14 protein-coding genes are annotated in these 17,472 nt (G+C 44.2%); 7 read left to right on the plus strand and 7 right to left on the minus strand.

Going from position 1 to position 17,472, the window contains the following annotated elements; all coding sequences use genetic code 11:
• The first annotated feature begins 2 nt into the window (after positions 1 to 2).
• Positions 3 to 1,802, plus strand: coding sequence for an SLC13 family permease (locus EWV60_RS02055; RefSeq protein WP_287230559.1), 1,800 nt, complete (start codon positions 3 to 5; stop codon positions 1,800 to 1,802).
• 55 nt (positions 1,803 to 1,857) lie between these two features.
• Here the strand turns inward: EWV60_RS02055 and EWV60_RS02060 are convergent, their stop codons facing one another.
• The 3 genes from EWV60_RS02060 to EWV60_RS02070 form a co-directional block, all read right to left on the minus strand.
• Positions 1,858 to 2,394 (minus strand): tetratricopeptide repeat protein, encoded by a 537-nt coding sequence (locus EWV60_RS02060; RefSeq protein ID WP_002735092.1) that lies wholly within the window; start codon positions 2,392 to 2,394, stop codon positions 1,858 to 1,860.
• A 189-nt stretch (positions 2,395 to 2,583) separates the two neighbouring features.
• Entirely contained in the window at positions 2,584 to 3,366 is a 783-nt protein-coding gene (locus EWV60_RS02065; RefSeq protein ID WP_002736718.1) for a transporter substrate-binding domain-containing protein, read from the minus strand.
• On the minus strand, positions 3,363 to 3,443 hold the full coding sequence (locus EWV60_RS02070; RefSeq protein WP_223210873.1) for a hypothetical protein: 81 nt from the start codon (positions 3,441 to 3,443) through the stop codon (positions 3,363 to 3,365). The genes EWV60_RS02065 and EWV60_RS02070 overlap by 4 nt, the downstream gene beginning before the upstream one ends.
• A 345-nt stretch (positions 3,444 to 3,788) precedes the next feature.
• Here EWV60_RS02070 and EWV60_RS02075 point away from each other — a divergent pair, with 345 nt between their 5' ends.
• Positions 3,789 to 6,716: a DEAD/DEAH box helicase gene (locus EWV60_RS02075; protein ID WP_287230563.1), complete on the plus strand. Its 2,928-nt coding sequence runs from the start codon at positions 3,789 to 3,791 to the stop codon at positions 6,714 to 6,716.
• 14 nt (positions 6,717 to 6,730) lie between these two features.
• Here EWV60_RS02075 and EWV60_RS02080 read toward each other — a convergent pair whose 3' ends face one another.
• Positions 6,731 to 7,684, minus strand: a complete 954-nt coding sequence (locus tag EWV60_RS02080) for a tetratricopeptide repeat protein (protein ID WP_287230565.1) — start codon at positions 7,682 to 7,684, stop codon at positions 6,731 to 6,733.
• A gap of 297 nt (positions 7,685 to 7,981) precedes the next feature.
• Between EWV60_RS02080 and EWV60_RS02085 the strand changes: the two genes are divergently transcribed.
• Positions 7,982 to 8,491 (plus strand): YceD family protein, encoded by a 510-nt coding sequence (locus EWV60_RS02085; RefSeq protein ID WP_002737400.1) that lies wholly within the window; start codon positions 7,982 to 7,984, stop codon positions 8,489 to 8,491.
• Between the two features lie 61 nt (positions 8,492 to 8,552).
• On the opposite strand, the gene EWV60_RS02090 is transcribed toward EWV60_RS02085, so the two are convergent.
• Positions 8,553 to 9,515: a glycosyltransferase family 9 protein gene (locus EWV60_RS02090; RefSeq protein WP_287230567.1), complete on the minus strand. Its 963-nt coding sequence runs from the start codon at positions 9,513 to 9,515 to the stop codon at positions 8,553 to 8,555.
• A gap of 243 nt (positions 9,516 to 9,758) precedes the next feature.
• The gene (locus EWV60_RS02095) at positions 9,759 to 10,361 is read right to left on the minus strand and encodes a M23 family metallopeptidase (RefSeq protein ID WP_287230569.1); all 603 of its coding nucleotides are present in this window, start codon (positions 10,359 to 10,361) and stop codon (positions 9,759 to 9,761) included.
• A 180-nt stretch (positions 10,362 to 10,541) separates the two neighbouring features.
• Here EWV60_RS02095 and serS point away from each other — a divergent pair, with 180 nt between their 5' ends.
• Positions 10,542 to 11,825 (plus strand): serine--tRNA ligase, encoded by a 1,284-nt coding sequence (gene serS, locus EWV60_RS02100; RefSeq protein ID WP_287230571.1) that lies wholly within the window; start codon positions 10,542 to 10,544, stop codon positions 11,823 to 11,825.
• 55 nt (positions 11,826 to 11,880) lie between these two features.
• Here the strand turns inward: serS and EWV60_RS02105 are convergent, their stop codons facing one another.
• Positions 11,881 to 13,041 carry a 2,3-diketo-5-methylthiopentyl-1-phosphate enolase gene (locus EWV60_RS02105; protein ID WP_016515776.1) on the minus strand — a complete coding sequence of 387 codons (1,161 nt, stop codon included), beginning with the start codon at positions 13,039 to 13,041 and terminating at the stop codon, positions 11,881 to 11,883.
• Between the two features lie 262 nt (positions 13,042 to 13,303).
• Between EWV60_RS02105 and EWV60_RS02110 the strand changes: the two genes are divergently transcribed.
• The 3 genes from EWV60_RS02110 to EWV60_RS02120 all read left to right on the plus strand — a co-directional run bounded on the left by EWV60_RS02110 (position 13,304) and on the right by EWV60_RS02120 (position 17,128).
• Entirely contained in the window at positions 13,304 to 14,422 is a 1,119-nt protein-coding gene (locus EWV60_RS02110; protein ID WP_287230573.1) for a peptidylprolyl isomerase, read from the plus strand.
• 540 nt (positions 14,423 to 14,962) lie between these two features.
• Positions 14,963 to 16,555: an ArnT family glycosyltransferase gene (locus EWV60_RS02115; RefSeq protein ID WP_002792685.1), complete on the plus strand. Its 1,593-nt coding sequence runs from the start codon at positions 14,963 to 14,965 to the stop codon at positions 16,553 to 16,555.
• Between the two features lie 108 nt (positions 16,556 to 16,663).
• Positions 16,664 to 17,128, plus strand: a complete 465-nt coding sequence (locus EWV60_RS02120) for a DNA phosphorothioation-associated protein 4 (RefSeq protein ID WP_002738176.1) — start codon at positions 16,664 to 16,666, stop codon at positions 17,126 to 17,128.
• Positions 17,129 to 17,472 lie beyond the last annotated feature (344 nt).

Raw genomic sequence — 17,472 nt, forward strand, 5'->3', positions numbered from 1 at the left:
CAATGCCAACACCAATTATTCTGACTTTAACGGTTTTAGTCGTTGCTTTAGTCGCTTTTGTGGCGGAATGGCTACCGGTAGATTTAACCGCTTTATGCGTGGCGATTGTCCTGATTCTTTTGGGTTTAGTTACTCCCGAAGAAGGTATCGCCGGATTTAGTAATTCTGCCACGGTGACAGTGATGGCGATGTTTGTGCTTAGTGCCGGAATTACCCGCACGGGAGTGATTCAAGTAGTTCGCGATCGCTTGCTGGTTTGGGGGGGCAAAAGTCCCCACCAACAGGTATTTGTCCTAGGGGCATTGGTGGGGCCGATTAGTGCTTTTATTAATAACACGGCAGTGGTGGCGATCTTTTTACCTATCGTTGAAGATTGGTGTAAAAAACAAAAAATTTCCCCTTCTAAGTTATTAATTCCCCTTTCCTACGCCACGGTTTTAGCGGGGATGATTACCGTGGTGGGGACTTCTACTAACATTCTCGCTAGTGGTATTTCTGCCAAACTGGGTTATGGGGAATTTAGCTTATTTCAATTCACTGCTTTAGGATTAGTAACTTTTTTAGCAGGGTTGATTTATTTAACAATTTTTGCCCCGAAATTACTACCCGATCGCAAATCTTCCACGGGGGAATTTTTGGACGATGATTATGGTTCTAAAGTATATCTGAGTGAGGTAATTATTAGCCCTCGTTCTAATCTTATCGGTCAAACTTTATCTCAAAGTGGACTACAAAGAAAGTTTGATTTTGATGTGTTGGAATTAATCAGAAATAAGGTACATTTACCCCAACCTTTAGCCGATAAAGTGCTCAATGCTGGCGATATTTTAATCGTTCACAGTAGTCGGGAAGAACTATTAAAAATCAAAGATGAACGGGGTTTAGAAATCTTTGCTGATATCAAATTTCAACAAGAAGATATTGAATCGGCAATTACTACAGGTGAGGAAAAATTAGCTGAGGTTTTGATTCTCTCTAATTCCCGTTTAATTGGGACAACTTTAAAAGATTTGAAATTCCGTCAGCGTTATAATGCAACAGTTCTAGCGATTCGGCGTGGTTCGGAATTACTGCAAGGAAGATTAGGAAAAATTCCTTTAAAGTTTGGTGATTTGCTCTTAGTTCAGGGACCAAAACAGAGTTTTATTGGTTTACAAACCACGCGAGAATTATTAGTCTTAGAAGAGAAAGATATCGAATCCCTGCGAAAGGATAAAGGCATTATTGCTTTAATGATTACTTTGTTGGTGATTATTATTGCTGCTTTTGATATTCAACCGATTCTCGTCACCAGTTTAGTTGGAGTGGTTTTAATGGTAATTACTGGCTGTCTAAAACCGGGAGAAGTCTATGGTTCCATTCGTTGGGATATTATCTTTTTATTAGCGGGTTTAATTCCCCTGGGTACTGCCATGGATAACTCAGGAACGACTAAATGGTTAGCAGATAATTTAGTAGCTATCGGCGGACATCTTTCGGGGTTTTGGATCTTAGTTTTCTTCTATCTAATTACCTCAGTTTTAACTGAAATCCTCTCTAATAACGCCGCCGTCGTGTTAATGATTCCCGTCGCCGTGGAAGTGGCGAAAACTTTGGGTTTAAATCCTTTGGCATTTATGTATGCTGTCACCTTTGCTGCTTCTAATAGTTATCTAACACCGATTGGCTATCAAACTAATACCATGGTTTATGCCCCCGGGGGCTATAAATTCCTCGATTTTACCCGTTTGGGTGCGCCCCTAAATTTAATTTTGACGATTTTAACCCCTAGTTTAATTGTCTTGTTTTATGGCTTGAAATAAAGAAAGAGATCGAAGAATATTCGATCTCTAAAAAGAATTTGATCAGTAGTCAAAACTATTTCGATTCAGCGAAGCGTTTACGCAGGGATTCGGTGCGCTTTTTCGCCACGGTATTATTAGGATCAAATTTGAGAGTTTCTTCGTAGGTTTCGAGAGCTTTTTTGGCCATTTGTTTCTTTTCGTAAACATTGCCAAGATTATTGAGAGCGATCGAGTATTGAGGATAAAGTTTAATTGCCTCTTTGTAGTTACGAATCGCTAATTCCAATTGTTCTTGGGCAAAATAGGAAAAACCGATCGCATTATAGATTAGGGCTTGATTTTCTGGTTCGATGCTTTCTTCCTCAGAGATTTTTAAAGCCTTTTGTAGTAAACTCAAAGCTTGAACATAGAGTTTTTTATCGAGATACAGACTCCCTAATTCATAGTATTCTTTAGCTGTACCTTTTTCTTTTTGCAATTTCTTTTGTAGCTTGTTAAAGGTTCCTTCCACTCGACGGGTTTTAAAGATTTGCACGATGACAAAAATTCCTAAACCAATCACGAAAATTAGCAATCCAGAAACGTAAATAAGCGGCAGGGTATCTTCCATAATTAGCGATCGAGCAATTAATATTTTTATACTTATTCAATCAGATTATAGCAGGATTTAGTCAGTTATCAGTGATCAGTGATCAGTTATCAGTGATCAGATTTGAGTTTTCAGTTCACTGATTACTGTTCATTGCTCACAGCAAAAAACTCCCATCTCCCCACACCCCGTACCCCACACCCCATCACCCTATCTCCCCATTTCCCGAATTCTCAGGGGTAAACCCCAATAGTTCAGCCGTTCTGCTAACCAACCGGTGGATTCTAGCCGCTCGATCGCTTGGTTGACGCGTTCTCGGAGACTTTGGTACTGTAAACCTTTAGGGAGAACGACTCCTAGAGCGATCGCACCCAACTCGATCGGTAATTGACGATAATTGGGGAATTGCTGCACCCAACCAGTTAAAAGGCTATTATCAGCCGCAAAAGCGTCTATTTCCCCGGTTTCCAGTAAATTTAAAGCTTCTTGATAGGAAGCAACCCCGCGCAGGATAGCGTTAGGCAAATTGGAACGCACAAGGGCGATTGTCGTCGATCCGTTGAGTACGGCGATTCTAGAGTTAGCTAAGTCTTCTAAACGCTGCAATTGCGGGTTTTTCGTCACAAAACCGCTGCTATCGAGGTAATAAAAGGGGCTAAAATCCACTAAGCGCTGACGTGCAGGAGTAATCGCCACACGAGCGATCGCCAAATCCACCCGATCATCAATAACCACCTGTAAACGTTCTTGATTACTAACGGGTTTGAGAATAATAGCACTGTCAGAACCGAGAATTTCTGACGCTAGACGTTTAGCGATGTCGATTTCCAATCCTTGCAGATTCCCCTGAGAATCAAGGAAAGCGAGGGGAGGGAGATTATTTTTGACAGCGACAATTAATTTTCCCCGGCGTATAATTGTATCGAGATCGGCACTAAAACTTGGGGCTACACCTAAGAGCAAAAAACCAAGAATAAATAACAAATTTTTCATACTGTTTTACCTAAACTAACTCGATTTCTACCTTGATTTTTAGCGGCGAACATGGCATGATCAGCCCGCTCGATCACCGCCTCTAGATTATTATCTTTAGGGCTAAATGTTGCGAAACCGAGATCAAAGCAAAACTACTGCCAAAAAGAAAATCTAGTCTCAAAAATAAATGCAGGTAAAAATAATTGCCCAAATAGCCTAAAATAATTGATATAACCAACAGGGGCAATGATTTGTTACCCAATCTGGGCAGGTGCTTTAATGCCATGGCGAGCTAGTGGTGATAGAAAAAAAGTCATTCATTATAACCATTGTAAAGGTCAATCCGCCTCTAGTTTCTAGAAGTCTGCTTTTTTCGACTAGAATGAAAAAAGCCAGCCAGAATAGCCGCAATTTAAAAAATTTCTCCTCTTAGACTTGACGTGAAAGAGTCCCTCAACCCTACTTCTTTGGATCTGAAAACCATTTTTCCCTTTAAACTCGACGACTTCCAGCACTCGGCGATCGCTGCTCTCGCTGCCGGTAAATCAGTGGTTGTCTGTGCTCCCACCGGTTCCGGCAAAACCTTAATCGGAGAATACGCCATCTATCGCGCCCTAGAAAGGGGCAAACGGGTTTTCTACACCACTCCCCTGAAAGCTCTTTCTAACCAAAAATTCCGGGATTTTCAAGAAAAATTCGGTCGTACCCCCACCGATGGCGATGAGGATTCCCCGCTGCTCTTTGCGGAAGTGGGATTGATTACCGGCGATGTGGTGATCAATCCCTCCGCGTTAATTGTAGTCATGACTACAGAAATTTTTCGCAATATGCTCTATCAAACCCCAATCGGTGAGGTAGGCACTTCCCTAGAAAACGTGGAAACCCTAGTTCTCGATGAATGTCACTATATCAGCGATCGAGGTCGCGGCACCGTTTGGGAAGAATCAATTATCTACTGTCCCCCTAGTATCCAATTAGTCGCCCTCTCCGCCACCATCGGCAACCCCGGGGAACTCACCGACTGGATTAACTGGGTGCGGCAACTGCGTCAACCCAGCGACAATAAACAGACCTCCAGCTGCGAGCTAATTAACTCCGATTTTCGCCCCGTCCCCCTGCGCTTTTATTTCGCCAATAAAGAGGGATTATTCCCGCTGCTCGACCCAAAACAGAGCAAAGTTAACCCGAAACTACACTCAAAAGTCGGCCACGGCAAACCCCGACGCTTAAAACGAGAAGATTGTCCCACCATCGCCTCGATTGTCACCACGCTGCGGGACAAGGATATGCTCCCAGCCATTTACGTCATTTTCAGCCGTAAAGGTTGCGATCAGGCGATTAGAGAGCTAAAAAACCTCAATCTCGTTAATCCAGAAGAAGCTAGAGCCATTTACTACCGTTTACTCATTTTCTTCTTGGAAGATAATCCCAATCTGCAAGAACTCGCCCTTTCCTTCTTTGCCGTCGAAAATCCGCCTTTACACCAGAAATTACTGGCTTTTTTCGCTAATAACCCCCAGTCTGAAGATCAACTCCTCAGCCTCTTAACCGCCGACCCCGAGACGAAAAACCAACTGTTTGAATTCCTGGCTAGTGCTTCCCAATTGGTGCGGGCCGACCAAGTGGAACCCCTCACCCGGGGCTGTGGTGTTCACCATGCCGGGATTTTACCCCTCTGGAAAGAATTAGTCGAACAACTCTTTGAAGCTGGTTTAATTAAAGTGGTTTTTGCCACCGCTACCCTCTCGGCCGGGATTAATATGCCCGCTCGTACCACCGTTATCTCGGCCCTCTCCAAACGCACCGATGATGGCCACAGTATGCTGACTCCCTCGGAATTTGTCCAGATTGCCGGCCGGGCCGGTCGCCGGGGAATGGACGCGGTGGGCCATGTGGTGACAGTACAAACGCCCTTTGAAGGGGCAAAAGAAGCGGCTTTTCTGGCCATCGCTCAACCAGAACCCCTGCAAAGCTGTTTTGCGCCCAGTTACGGCATGGTCTTAAATCTCCTGCAAAAACACAGTCTAGAGGAGACCAAAGACCTCTTAGAGCGCAGTTTCGCCGAATATCTCGCTCGTTTGAAGTTAAGCCCCGAACGACAACAGATTACCGCCTTAACCACCGAATTGGCTAAGTTGGATATGGAATTAGCCGGGATCGAGCGGGAGCAGGTCTTTAGTTACGAAAAGCTACGGGAAAGACTGCGGGAAGAAGAAAGACTGTATAAAATCCTCGCTAGTCAGGCAGAGGCACAGAAAAGACAGGAAATACATCTAAAATTGCCGAATATTCCCGTCGGAACTATCCTCCATCTCAAGGGCAAACATATTAAGGTCCCCGTCCCCGTCCCCGCTATCTTTGTCAATACCCTGCACGGCGCTGGTCAAGTGCGAACTCTTGTTTGTTTAGGCAGTGATAATCGCTGGTATTTAGCCGCCTATGCCGATATTAGCGAGATAGATCGAGGTTTTATCACTCCTGCGGCATTAGGCGAACTGATACCCCCTTCCCTAGAAGCTGTTTCCCTAGGGGGTTGGCGCAAGGGTGAGGAAAATACTCAGGCGATCGCCGATTTAATCCCCCAACAAGTGCAGGGCATCCCACCAGTGGCGGAACTGGCAACACAATCACAAAAAATTGAAATTGTCAATAGTCAAATTGCCGCTCATCCCCTGCAAAAACGCAAAAATCCAGGGCGATTGATGAAACTATACTACGATCGAGAGATTGCTCGCGATAAGTTACACAAGACCCAGATTAAATACCAAAAACAACAATCGCGTAAATCCTACTACTGGGAAGAATTTCTGAATCTAATCGAGATTTTGCGAGAATTCCAAGCGTTAGAGGGTTATTTGCCCACTCCCCTCGGAGAAGCGGCGGCCACTATTCGCGGGGAAAATGAACTCTGGTTAGGATTAGCGATGATGTCCGGAGATTTGGACCGATTGACGCCTAGCCAACTAGCCGCCGCCATCAGCGCTATGATTACGGAACCCCCTCGCCCCGATACTTGGTGCAATTACCCGCCTGTGCCAGAAGTTATCGATATTTTGCGACAAGGAGAGGGAAATTCCCCCGGTTTGCGAGAAGTTCGCCGTTTACTCTATCAAGCTCAATCTCGCTACGATATCACTATTCCTGTCTGGTTAGAAACCCAACTGATGGGGATTGCCTCCCGTTGGGCCCAGGGGACATCCTGGCCAGAATTGTGCGAAAATACCAGTCTCGATGAGGGAGATCTAGTGCGGTTATTACGGCGCACCGTCGATGTTCTCTGGCAAATTCCCCAAATTCCCCGGGTTTCCCAAGTCCTTAAAGATAATGCCCGTCTCGCCGTCACAGCCATGAAGCGTTTTCCTTTGTAATATTGATCGCTATTCTAAACAATGGGAGATGGTAGGGAAAGTAACTGTTGGTGGATCTGCTCGATTAGGGCGAGGATTTGCTGATAATTGTGGTGCAATCCCTGATGATAGAGGTGATTTGCTCCTTGATTTAAATCCGCTAAAGCTGATTGATAATAACCCAATTGATGCCGCAGTAATCCCCTTCTAATATAAGCATCGGCATAAAAAGGATCAATGGCAATCGCTCGATTTAAATGGGCGATCGAGCGTTCGTATTCACCTAATTGGTGAGCGGTACAAGCTAGATTATAGTAGGCTGAGGCGTTGTTTTTATTTAACCGGAGAGCTTGATTAAAATCCGCTTTAGCTGAGGTAAAATTGTGGAGGGCTAAATGAGATAAACCTCGATCATTATAAATAGTGGCTAAAGTGTCGGGTTGCTGGTTAGTAATTTGACGCAAGGATTGATTAAAATCGGCTAGGGCAAGGGGATAATTTTTCCTAGCCGCCTGAACTAAACCCCGATTATAGTAGGCTTGATAATAGGTGGGTTTTAACCAGATAGTCTGGTTATAATCGGTCAGCGCCTGTGAATAATCTCCCAAACGATAAAAAGCTAAACCCCGATGGAAATAGGCTAGATAATTATCAGATTGCTGTTGTAAAGAGCGCGTGCAGTCCTGCCAAGCGTGCAGATAATCCTGTAAATAAATCTCAGTTAAACAGCGATTATTGTAGGCTAGGGCCAAGTTATTTTCCTGTTCCAGCGACTGATTGAAATCCTGCAAAGCTTGCTGATAATTACCCGCCTCTAGTTGTTCAATTCCCGATCGCAACCAGTAGGATAAATGTACTGATTGAGCCGCTTTTCCCAGCCGAGGCCATCCCCCCAGCACAAGCGAGCAGAGCAGTGCAACAATAACCAATCCACCGAGGCGAGGAAGAAAATTTTTCAAAACCGTTGACATAGGAGTACCTTTGTGCATATACTCCCAATTCTGAGGAAACTTTCTCGATCGATCAACAGACAGCCTGTCAAATGCAGTTATCAGTTATCAGTTATCAGTTATCAGATGTGAGTTTTCAGTTCACTGATTACTGTTTACTGTTTACTGTTCACTGTTCACTGAAAATACACCCCACACCCCACAGCCTAGAACCGGTCTATGTCTCTAGAGGTCGGGGCTGCGATAAGCTGATAAAGGGAAGATTGTCACCGAGCAATTATGATGGCGTTACTCGCTAACGCAGTTGACACCCGATAAATGATACAGGAGTTATCTATGGAAACTATTTTTATCCCCCACCTCCTCAAATCTCCTGATCGACAAAGAGTGATCATCATCGATAATTTTATCCCCGGTCTAGAAACCTTGACACCGGTGCGGGGAACCTTGCTGGTTAGACATGGGGGGAATTTTTTGGAAGTATCGGTGAAAGCAGAAACCATCGTCACCTTAACCTGCGATCGCTGTTTACAACAATATAATCATCGTCTGCAATTAAACACTTCCGAATTAATCTGGCTAGACAAAAATAAAGACTACGATAGCTCCTATCCTCTAGAGCGAGAAATAGCCTACGAAGACCTCTCGGAAACCCTCGATCCTAACGGGGATTTTGACCCGCAAATGTGGTTATACGAGCAGTTATGTCTAACTTTACCTCCCCGTCAACTCTGCGGAGCTAATTGTCAACCCCCCGATTTTCTCCTTCCGGAAAAGACTGCCATCGATGGTCGTTGGGCCTCCCTAGAATCCTTGAAAAGTCAGTTATCTCAATCGCAAAATTGAGCCTTGATGCCGATTTTTTTCGGGTTTCGAGCCAAGAGAAAAGCGATCGAAACCCGATTTTTTACTGGCCCCAAATCTTTTTCAGGACAGTTTCGGGGGTAATATCGGCGACTTTTCCCGTATTAGCCTCAATATATCGATGTAGCTCTCCCCCACTCGGTAAAACTCTCTTAGACAACGAAGGAACCAGCAGAGAGAGGGTATAGGTTCCCACGGCCACGGCTAACTGTAAAGGGACACTTTCGGTAGCTAATAATAAATTGGCACCGGCGATCATAGCCGCCATTTTACCGATATCGCCCGTTCTCGACACTTTTAAGTTATTATCCATGGCTTTGAGGGCTAAAACCCAAGCTTCATCCAATTCTCCCTGGATCGCGACAATTGGTAAATCCGGTTGTTGATGGCGAATGCCTTGGATAATTTCTAGCCAACTCTCCAGGGGATAAAGCGTTTCCAGTCCTTGGCTGATGCTCAGATCGCTACCGCCGGCGTAGAGGAGAATATAGCCGCTATCCTTGATATTGAGGCGTTGCTGCTCCATTTCGGCCCAATCGATATCATCGCGATTCAAGGTTAGTTTTAAAGGTGGACAGGGTGCGGCAATCTTTAACCCTTTGACCAGTGCGTGATAATTATCCGCTAGATAGCCTTCCGTTGGCTGGGGTACTTGTTGCGATAAGAACCAGCTGCCATTATTTTCATAGCCTATACGGTTGGGAACACCATTTAACCAGAGTAAAAGATTGATAGCAGGACGATTGGTGAGACTAATGGCGATTTCGTACTCCCGGTCTCGAATTACTCCCAAAATATTTAAATAATCCGCTAATCCGTACTGATCTCGATAGTCAAATAAAAGCACTTCCCTAACCTGGGGACAGAGACGATAGGCAGCCTTTGCCCTAGGTTCGACCAAAACATCGATGGTACCTTGGAGGTAAGTTTGCCGGAGGGTTTCTAGAGTGGGAAAAAACAGCAGTTGATTGCTAATTCCTCCCGGTACAAGGGTTAATATTCGCATTTTATCTGGATATACCTGAATCGATCAGCTTAATTTTAGCAGTGTCCCTCGTTATTCATTGGACCTCTTGTGAAAATCACAAATTGTCCTGAGAGTTAGGAGTCAGTAGCCAGTAGCCAGTAGTCAGAATTGTGGGCTTTATTGATATAATACTTGTCTATTGTCTTTTTTCTACTCCTCTGTCTCCTCGACCGCCTCGGAGTCTCCTCACTCAGGGAAGATTTTTGATTTTTGCAGGAGATATTAACTATTACCTGAAGGATTAGAACCGTACATAGCATTTAAAACCAAAGCGGGGTCAACGTATTGATTGCCGTACATCAGTCCCCAGTGCAGGTGTGGTCCGGTGGTGCGTCCGGTCATTCCCACTCTAGCCATGCGGGCCCCTGCCGGTATATCCTGACCGAGAGTAAGGACGATTCCCCCTGACCTATCAATCAAAAAAGTACCACGGCTATCGGATTGAACCGAACCCATGAGATGACAATAAATATGCGTCCATTGACCGGATTGCATCTTAATCATGGTGCCACAGCCTGTATGATCGGATAATTCGACGATTCTGCCGGTCCACCAATTGCGAATATAACTGCCCAAGGGTGCGGCCAGATCTAACCCGGCATGAAATTGTTGACTGCCATACATGGGAGAGAAACGATAACCGAAACCGGAGGTGTAGGTTTGAAAGTTTTCCACGGGGAAGGAGGCCCCGGCCCAAGCATTTTGAGCTATGAGGGTGGGATTAGCTTTAACGGGGTGTAAACGGTCAAATCCTAGAGAAATTAACGTGACAAGACAGCTAATCGCTAAAAAACGCAGGAATTTAACAGGCAGATATTTGAGCATGAGACTTACTCCAGACACCACAATTAAATATACCGCTAATTTTACCGGCGGCTTTTAACCGATATTTTAGTTAAGTTTTGAGTTATTATTGAGCATTGGTTAGGGATTGACAACATTTCCCCTCGGGCTGCCGATTCTCCGACTCCCCCACTTAATTTTTACTTTTTACTGACTCGTACCATGTTAGACCTAAAGCAAATTAGAGAAAATCCAGAGGAAGTACAGAAACGCTTAGATAGTCGGGGAGGTAGTTATGATATTGCCCCTATTCTCCAGTTAAATCAACAACAGAAGGCTTTAGAGTTAGAACGCAGCAGTTTACAGGCCCGGGGTAACGAAATCGGTAAACTGGTAGGACAAAAAGTGAAAAGTGGCAGCGATGTCAACAGTCCCGAAATCTTGGCAATGAAAACAGAAGGAAACGAGATTAAAAGTAAACTAGCTCAATTAGAACCGCAGGAAAAAGAGATTAAAGCGGCCATTGACCAAAAAATCTTAGATTTACCCAATTTACCTAGTGAAACCACTCCCATCGGTAAGGATGAACGGGAAAATGTCGAAGTCAGACGCTGGGGAGAGGAATATAAACCCACCAACCCGAATATTTTGCCTCACTGGGAAATTGGGGAAAAATTGGGCATTTTAGACTTTGAACGGGCAGTAAAAATCGCCCAGAGTCGTTTTGTTAATCTTATCGCGCTCGGGGCTGCCCTAGAAAGAGCTTTAATTAATTTTATGCTCGATCGCCATATTGTCGCCGGTTATACAGAAGTTTTACCGCCAATTCTGATTAATAGTGACTCCCTGCGCGGGACGGGACAACTGCCGAAATTTGCGGAAGAAAGCTTTAAATGTCGAGATGATGAGCTTTGGTTAGCACCAACGGCAGAAGTACCTGTAACTAACCTCTATCGCGATGAAATCCTCTCATCGGAGCAATTACCGATCAAACACTGTGCCTATACCCCTTGTTTTCGTCGAGAAGCGGGCAGCTATGGCAAGGATACGAGGGGCTTGATCCGTTTGCATCAATTTAATAAGGTGGAAATGGTCAAAATCGTCCATCCTGACGCTTCTGCTCAGGAACATGAAAGTTTAGTCGCTAATGCAGAGGCAATCCTGCAAGCTTTACAGTTGCCCTATCGGGTGATTGAATTGTGTACCGGTGACTTGGGTTTTGCGGCGGCCAAATGTTATGACTTAGAAGTGTGGCTACCTTCGGCTAATACCTATCGGGAAATTTCCAGTTGTTCTAATTTTAGAGACTTTCAGGCACGACGGGCAAATATTCGCTTTAAAGAAAAAGGGCAAAAAGGCACTAATTTTGTCCACACCCTCAACGGTTCGGGATTAGCGATCGGTCGTACTATGGCCGCTGTCCTAGAAAATTATCAACAGGCGGACGGGACAGTAAAAGTGCCGGAAGTGCTGCAACCCTATCTAAAACGGCAAGTTATTTGTTAAATTTTCTAAAAATGCTTGACAAAATACTTGTATAGTGCATTTGAAAGAATCTAGCTTAACCCCACTGTAGAATTGCCTGTTTTAAGGCTCCTTCGGGCAAATTGGCGGGATCAAAAGACTCACCCGCTTCTATTCTGGCTAAAGCTTCAAAAAAAGCCCTCACACCACTGGCTGGTCCCGATGGGTGGTCCATAATTCCGGTTCCCGCATTGAGGATAACATTACGTCCGTAATCCCCAAGGACCTGGGGAACAATACCGGGACGAATACCGGCCGATGGAACCGGAAAAACGTTTCTATCACGCAAAATATCGCGAATTTTGCCCTCCTCCTGGGGATCGAAGGGTAAACTACCGTAAGCGGCGGGATATAGCACCGCATCGGCTCCTGCGTGGGCCATCATCGTCCCCAAAACCACAGAATAGGCTAATCCCGTATCGCTACCGGCACACATCGCTCCAGCAAAGGCAGGATGGGCGAAAATGGGAACATCGATCGCCGGATCACTGGCTAAAGCTTCTAAAACGGAAAAACCGTAGGTAAGAACGTTTAATAACAGGGCATTGGCCCCATGTTTCACCAATAAACGGGCTTTTCTCTGCAATTCGTCCGCTTTTCCAGTGACATTGACCGCATAGAGAACATTTCTACCGGTTTGCTGCCGCACTTCCTCCAAAACCCGACGACAACAATCTAGGCGCTCGTGGGTGGGAGCCACGGGAAGATCCGCCATGATTTCATCATCTTTAATCACGTCTAAGCCAGCAAAAGCCACTTCTCGCAGGATATCGGCGTGATCTTGGGCCGATAGTCCTAAAGCGGGTTTAAAAATTGCCATAACTAGAGGTCGATCATAAACCCCCAAACGTTGCCTAATTCCGGTGATTCCTAACTTGGCTTTTGTGCCGTAGCTTTCGGGTAGGTATACCCCCACCACTTTTCCTGCTCCAGCCATGGAATATTTGCCGAAAATCATGGTTAAAAGACTGGCGATGTCATTTTCAACGTTTATCTGGGGAAAACGCACCCTAGCCACCTTATAACCGTCTGCTTCCTCCCTGATCCCCACCACTTCCGCTAGGTGTTGTTGCAGCTGCTTTTGACGATGACTGTGGCGCTCGCTCCAAGTGCCGGCGGTTTGACCGATAGCGATCGTTTTTGCCTGTTTTTCGGCATTAATAGCGGGAGGAAAGCGATAATCGACAATTATAGTCATAAAAGGTAAAAAAAGGGAGTGGGAATTATAAATTATAAATTATGAATTGGGGAAGAGGGGAGCTTTTTTTCAGTGTTGCCAAAGGCACGGCGTAGCCGTCCAGTAAACAGTGAACAGTAATCAGTGAACTGAAAACTCACATCTGATAACTGATAACTGATTACTGATGGCTTCGATCGGTTTTCTCAGCTATTGACAAGGGTTCCCCTAAAAGCCTACAAGTATTTTGGATAGGTATGGCCATTGAGGAACCGACCAAAATATGAAAATAAAGACAAGATTACGCGAATGGGGCAAATTTTTCTTAAAAAGCGGTGCTAGTATTGCCTTGGCACTACTTTTAATCTTAAGTCTGTTCACGGTTAAGGGCACTACTCCTGCTTTAGCTGTGCTTGCTCAGGGTGACGCGGTAACGGATCCCACTGCTATTTTACGCAATGCCTTACCCATAGATAATAAACCAATTCGTCAAGTGCAACAATCGATCGAAGATATTGCCAAACATCTGCGGGCCAAACGTTGGAGTCCGATTAAAAAAGATGTCAAGGATGCCAATTATGCCCTTTCTACCAAAAGCAAGGCTATCTTAGATAGTGTTCCCGAAGCAAGTAAAAGCCAAGGGGAGGAATTAATCGAAAAACTGAAAACGGGAGTGGCGGACCTGGATACGGCCGTAGAAGCGAAGGATAAAGAGGCAGTTTGGTCAACCAGAAGGGAATTGCTCAATAATATCACCGCTTTAGAAGAATTAATGGTGGTGGGTTTTCCCTTTAACGTTCCCCCGGAATACGCTAACTTGCCGCAATTGCGAGGACGTGCCACCGTAGAGATGCAGACCACCAAGGGAGATTTAACTATCGTTGTGGATGGTTACAGCGCTCCGATTAATGGGGGTAACTTTCTGGATTTAGTCCAACGGGGTTTTTATGACGGTTTACCCTTCATTCGCAGCGAAGATAATTTCGTTGTCCAAACCGGGGATCCCGTCGGTGCAGAAGAGGGATTTATTGACCCGAAAACTAAGCAATATCGCTCTATTCCCTTAGAAATTTTGATTAAAGGGGAAGAAGAGCCAGTTTATGGCAATACTCTCGAAGAATTAGGGATTTACTTACCCAGTCTCGCCTTGCCTTTTAACGCTTTTGGTGCATTGGCCCTAGCGCGTCCGGATACCAATCCTAACGGAGGTTCCTCGCAATTCTTTTTCTTTAAATTCGATAATGAATTAACTCCTCCGGGGTTTAATCTCATGGATGGTCGTTATTCGGTTTTTGGCTATTTAGTCGAGGGAAAAGAGGTGTTAGAAGAACTTACCGATAAGGACAAGATTATCACCGCTAAAGTGGTTTATGGCTTAAATAATCTCGTCCAACCTAGCTAGGTTGGCGTTTTTAACTAGGTTTTGTCAAGGCAAAAAATTAGTCAACATAGGGGAAGCATCTCAGATTCTGGGCGCTTCCCCCGATACTCCTAGGATCGTTTCATTCTCTCATCGGAATAAATATCTGAAAGTTTTTCAAAACGTCGTGCTTTGTAGGTTGATTCATAAATCAACCTACTATGAATCAACCCTTGATAAGGGGGGTACCTGACAACTTTTAACACCTACCTACTTAAGATTATTAATTCCGCAATCTATCGCCCTGATTATTATTGCTTTGATAGGGGCAAAAGTTATTTAATTAACATCAGTTTTATCTAAGTTCCCCTTTCCCTTAATCCTCGTTCATATCCCCAATCAGCAACGCCTAGGGAGAGTTTGCCGATAGCCAAGGGCTAAGAGATGACAGAGTTGGTGATATAGTAACTAAAGATCACATTTAAATCTAACCTTGCCATAGATGCACAAATCTCGAATCTGGCAACCCCAAAAATCTCCCGTCTCTAACATCAGTTTTAGCGATGAAATGAGGTAAGAATTTTGACCAAAATACTTAGCGATCGCATTGCCGTTTATCTGCTCATCGGTGGACTCCTGTTTAGAATCATCATCGCCCTGGGGCTTTATCCGGGGTACGATGAGGCCTATTATTACGTTTACAGCCATAATCTGGATTGGAGTTATTTCGATCATCCGCCAATAGTAGCGATTTCCACGGGTTTTGGGACTTGGATCACGGGATTAGTCAATCAATTTACCATTCGCTTCGGGACTCTCCTTTTCTATACTGGCAGCCTCTGCTTGCTATATCTGACAGCTTTAAAATTGTTCAGTCTGCCGGTCGCCAGAATGACTTTAGCGATCGCCACTCTCATCCCCATCTATGGGATTGTCTTCGGGATTCTCTCGCAGCCAGATAGTCCTTTAATCTTTTTTTGGTCATTAACAGTCTATTTAGCTGCCCAAGAATTCTGGCCAATTCGGGAAAAAAACTATCATCCTAGCTATCGTCTCGCTTATATTGGACTTGCCGTAGGATTGGCGGTTTTAAGTAAATATCACGGCTTTATTTTGGGCTTTGGTTTAGTTTTATTTTGTCTGACCACTCCCCGCTATTGGCCTGTATTTAGATCCCCTTGGTTGGGATTAGGATTTATTCTTTTTTTGATAACTTTATTGCCGATTATCTACTGGAATATTAACCATGATTGGATTTCCTTTCGCTTTCATTTAGAAGACCGTTTTTCTGGAGAACCCAAAACCTTTAATATTCTCGGTATTCTCTCGGTTATTGGCATTAGTATCGCCACGATGTTTCCTCCTTTTGGTCTGCCGATGTGGTGGGTGACATTTAAAAGCTTTGCTGAACAAATTCCTAACTTTCTCTCGAAAAAAAGATTTTTTCAGCGAGATGAAGAATCAATCAAAAAATGGTTAATTCTCTCGGTTTCTCTGCCTTTAATCCTGGGAATGCTTTATGTGGGTGCTTCCCATTATCTCGCCCCTAGTTGGATTTTACCCGGGTTCTGGTCCTGCACAATTTTATTAGGAGAAAAGGCCAATACTTGGCAGCAATCTTCTCGAATCTGGGTAAAAAGATGGTTATGGGGATCGGGAATTTTTATCGTTACTGTTTTATCTATAGCAATGCTTCACGTTACTTTTGGCACTTTCCAAAAACCTAGTCAATACGCAATTTTTGGGGGAATTATTGCCCCAGAACAGGACCCTTCTCGGGAAATTGTCGATATCGATCAACTGCGCCAAGGCTTTGCTAATTCGCCCGAATTATTAGCGCTCTTAAAAGATTCTAGCTTCGTTTTTACCCATAATTTTTATGTGACAGCATGGCTAGATATGGCTCTTTATCCCCTAGTTCCTATTCCCGTCACCTGTTTTAACAACGATCAAAGGGGTTATCAAATTTGGTTTAATCCTCAAGAATGGATCGGTAAAAATGGTTTATTAATTACTACAAATAGTTCTCTAGAAAGACCAGAAATAATCGATCGCTACCGTCCCTATTTCCAAGATATAACTAAAGTAGCTGTCATTCCGATCAAGCGCGGTGGTGTCGCCATCGAACAATTTCATGTTTACCAAGCTAAAGGACTAATTAAAACTTATCCTTAAAGCAGTTATCAGTTATTGGCGGATAGGGGATAGATAAAATAGTTCATAAATACTGATAATTTCTATCTCCTGAATTTTGTAAACTTTTTTACTTTTTACTTGGTAAATATGTCCATTCATCGAGTGCGTATTGCTAGAGATAAAGGGGAATTTGTCCAGTCCTTAGTTAATTTTAATCAGGGAATTGGTCCTTTTCAGACCTATGCTGATGTCATCGCTTTTGCGGCGGCTTTAGGGGTAAGATATCAAGAGAGGGTGGCGATAGAAAATGTAGCGAAGGAACCCTCACCTATTAACCTAGAAATTTTTATTTCTCGTGGCTACGATACCCTAATCAAATTATTGGCAGTCAATGAATTGCAAGACACAAAAATTCTTTCTCCCCACGGGGTAGATTCGGAAGCTTTGCGAGTGACAATTTTCGAGGAATATGCCAACGCCGGTTTAGCAAGATTAGAACGAGAATTGCGCGGGGCGGTGGATTATACTGAAAGATTATTGTTAATTATCAGTCAGGAACGTTTTCGAGAAATTACTGCCACAACGGAATTCGATTTAGGCAGATTTTTGTAGTAGAAATTCTAGTTAAATACCTAAGTAAAATTAATTACACATCTCTAACCACCTCTTGCCTCTTGCCTCTTGCCTATCTTCACTAGGAAATTAATTTTGCACGACTACTTAGGGACTTGCATGGGAATAATATCCCAGCCAGAAAATCGCTCTGTGGAAGAATCAGACCAGCCAGATGACACATTATCAAAGCGCAAGTCCCTTAGCTGCGGGGGCTCTCGAAGACTCTCGCCCTACTTAGGGTGATCAGCAAACCTGATCGATCGGAGGGCGCAAGCTTTGCGCCCCTACAGTAACGGATTTTGTCCACAATGTAGGGGCGAACTGCGTTCGCCCAAAAGGTA

Source organism: Microcystis sp. Msp_OC_L_20101000_S702, from assembly GCF_007095705.1.
Taxonomy (GTDB): domain Bacteria; phylum Cyanobacteriota; class Cyanobacteriia; order Cyanobacteriales; family Microcystaceae; genus Microcystis; species Microcystis ichthyoblabe_A.

What these genes read in the sequence shown, in the direction of transcription:
- EWV60_RS02055 (WP_287230559.1), top strand. Translation starts at nt 3, where the DNA reads ATGCCAACACCAATTATTCTGACTTTAACGGTTTTAGTCGTTGCTTTA.
- EWV60_RS02060 (WP_002735092.1), bottom strand. Translation starts at nt 2,394, where the DNA reads ATGGAAGATACCCTGCCGCTTATTTACGTTTCTGGATTGCTAATTTTC.
- EWV60_RS02065 (WP_002736718.1), bottom strand. Translation starts at nt 3,366, where the DNA reads ATGAAAAATTTGTTATTTATTCTTGGTTTTTTGCTCTTAGGTGTAGCC.
- EWV60_RS02080 (WP_287230565.1), bottom strand. Translation starts at nt 7,684, where the DNA reads ATGCACAAAGGTACTCCTATGTCAACGGTTTTGAAAAATTTTCTTCCT.
- EWV60_RS02085 (WP_002737400.1), top strand. Translation starts at nt 7,982, where the DNA reads ATGGAAACTATTTTTATCCCCCACCTCCTCAAATCTCCTGATCGACAA.
- EWV60_RS02090 (WP_287230567.1), bottom strand. Translation starts at nt 9,515, where the DNA reads ATGCGAATATTAACCCTTGTACCGGGAGGAATTAGCAATCAACTGCTG.
- EWV60_RS02095 (WP_287230569.1), bottom strand. Translation starts at nt 10,361, where the DNA reads ATGCTCAAATATCTGCCTGTTAAATTCCTGCGTTTTTTAGCGATTAGC.
- serS (WP_287230571.1), top strand. Translation starts at nt 10,542, where the DNA reads ATGTTAGACCTAAAGCAAATTAGAGAAAATCCAGAGGAAGTACAGAAA.
- EWV60_RS02105 (WP_016515776.1), bottom strand. Translation starts at nt 13,041, where the DNA reads ATGACTATAATTGTCGATTATCGCTTTCCTCCCGCTATTAATGCCGAA.
- EWV60_RS02110 (WP_287230573.1), top strand. Translation starts at nt 13,304, where the DNA reads ATGAAAATAAAGACAAGATTACGCGAATGGGGCAAATTTTTCTTAAAA.
- EWV60_RS02120 (WP_002738176.1), top strand. Translation starts at nt 16,664, where the DNA reads ATGTCCATTCATCGAGTGCGTATTGCTAGAGATAAAGGGGAATTTGTC.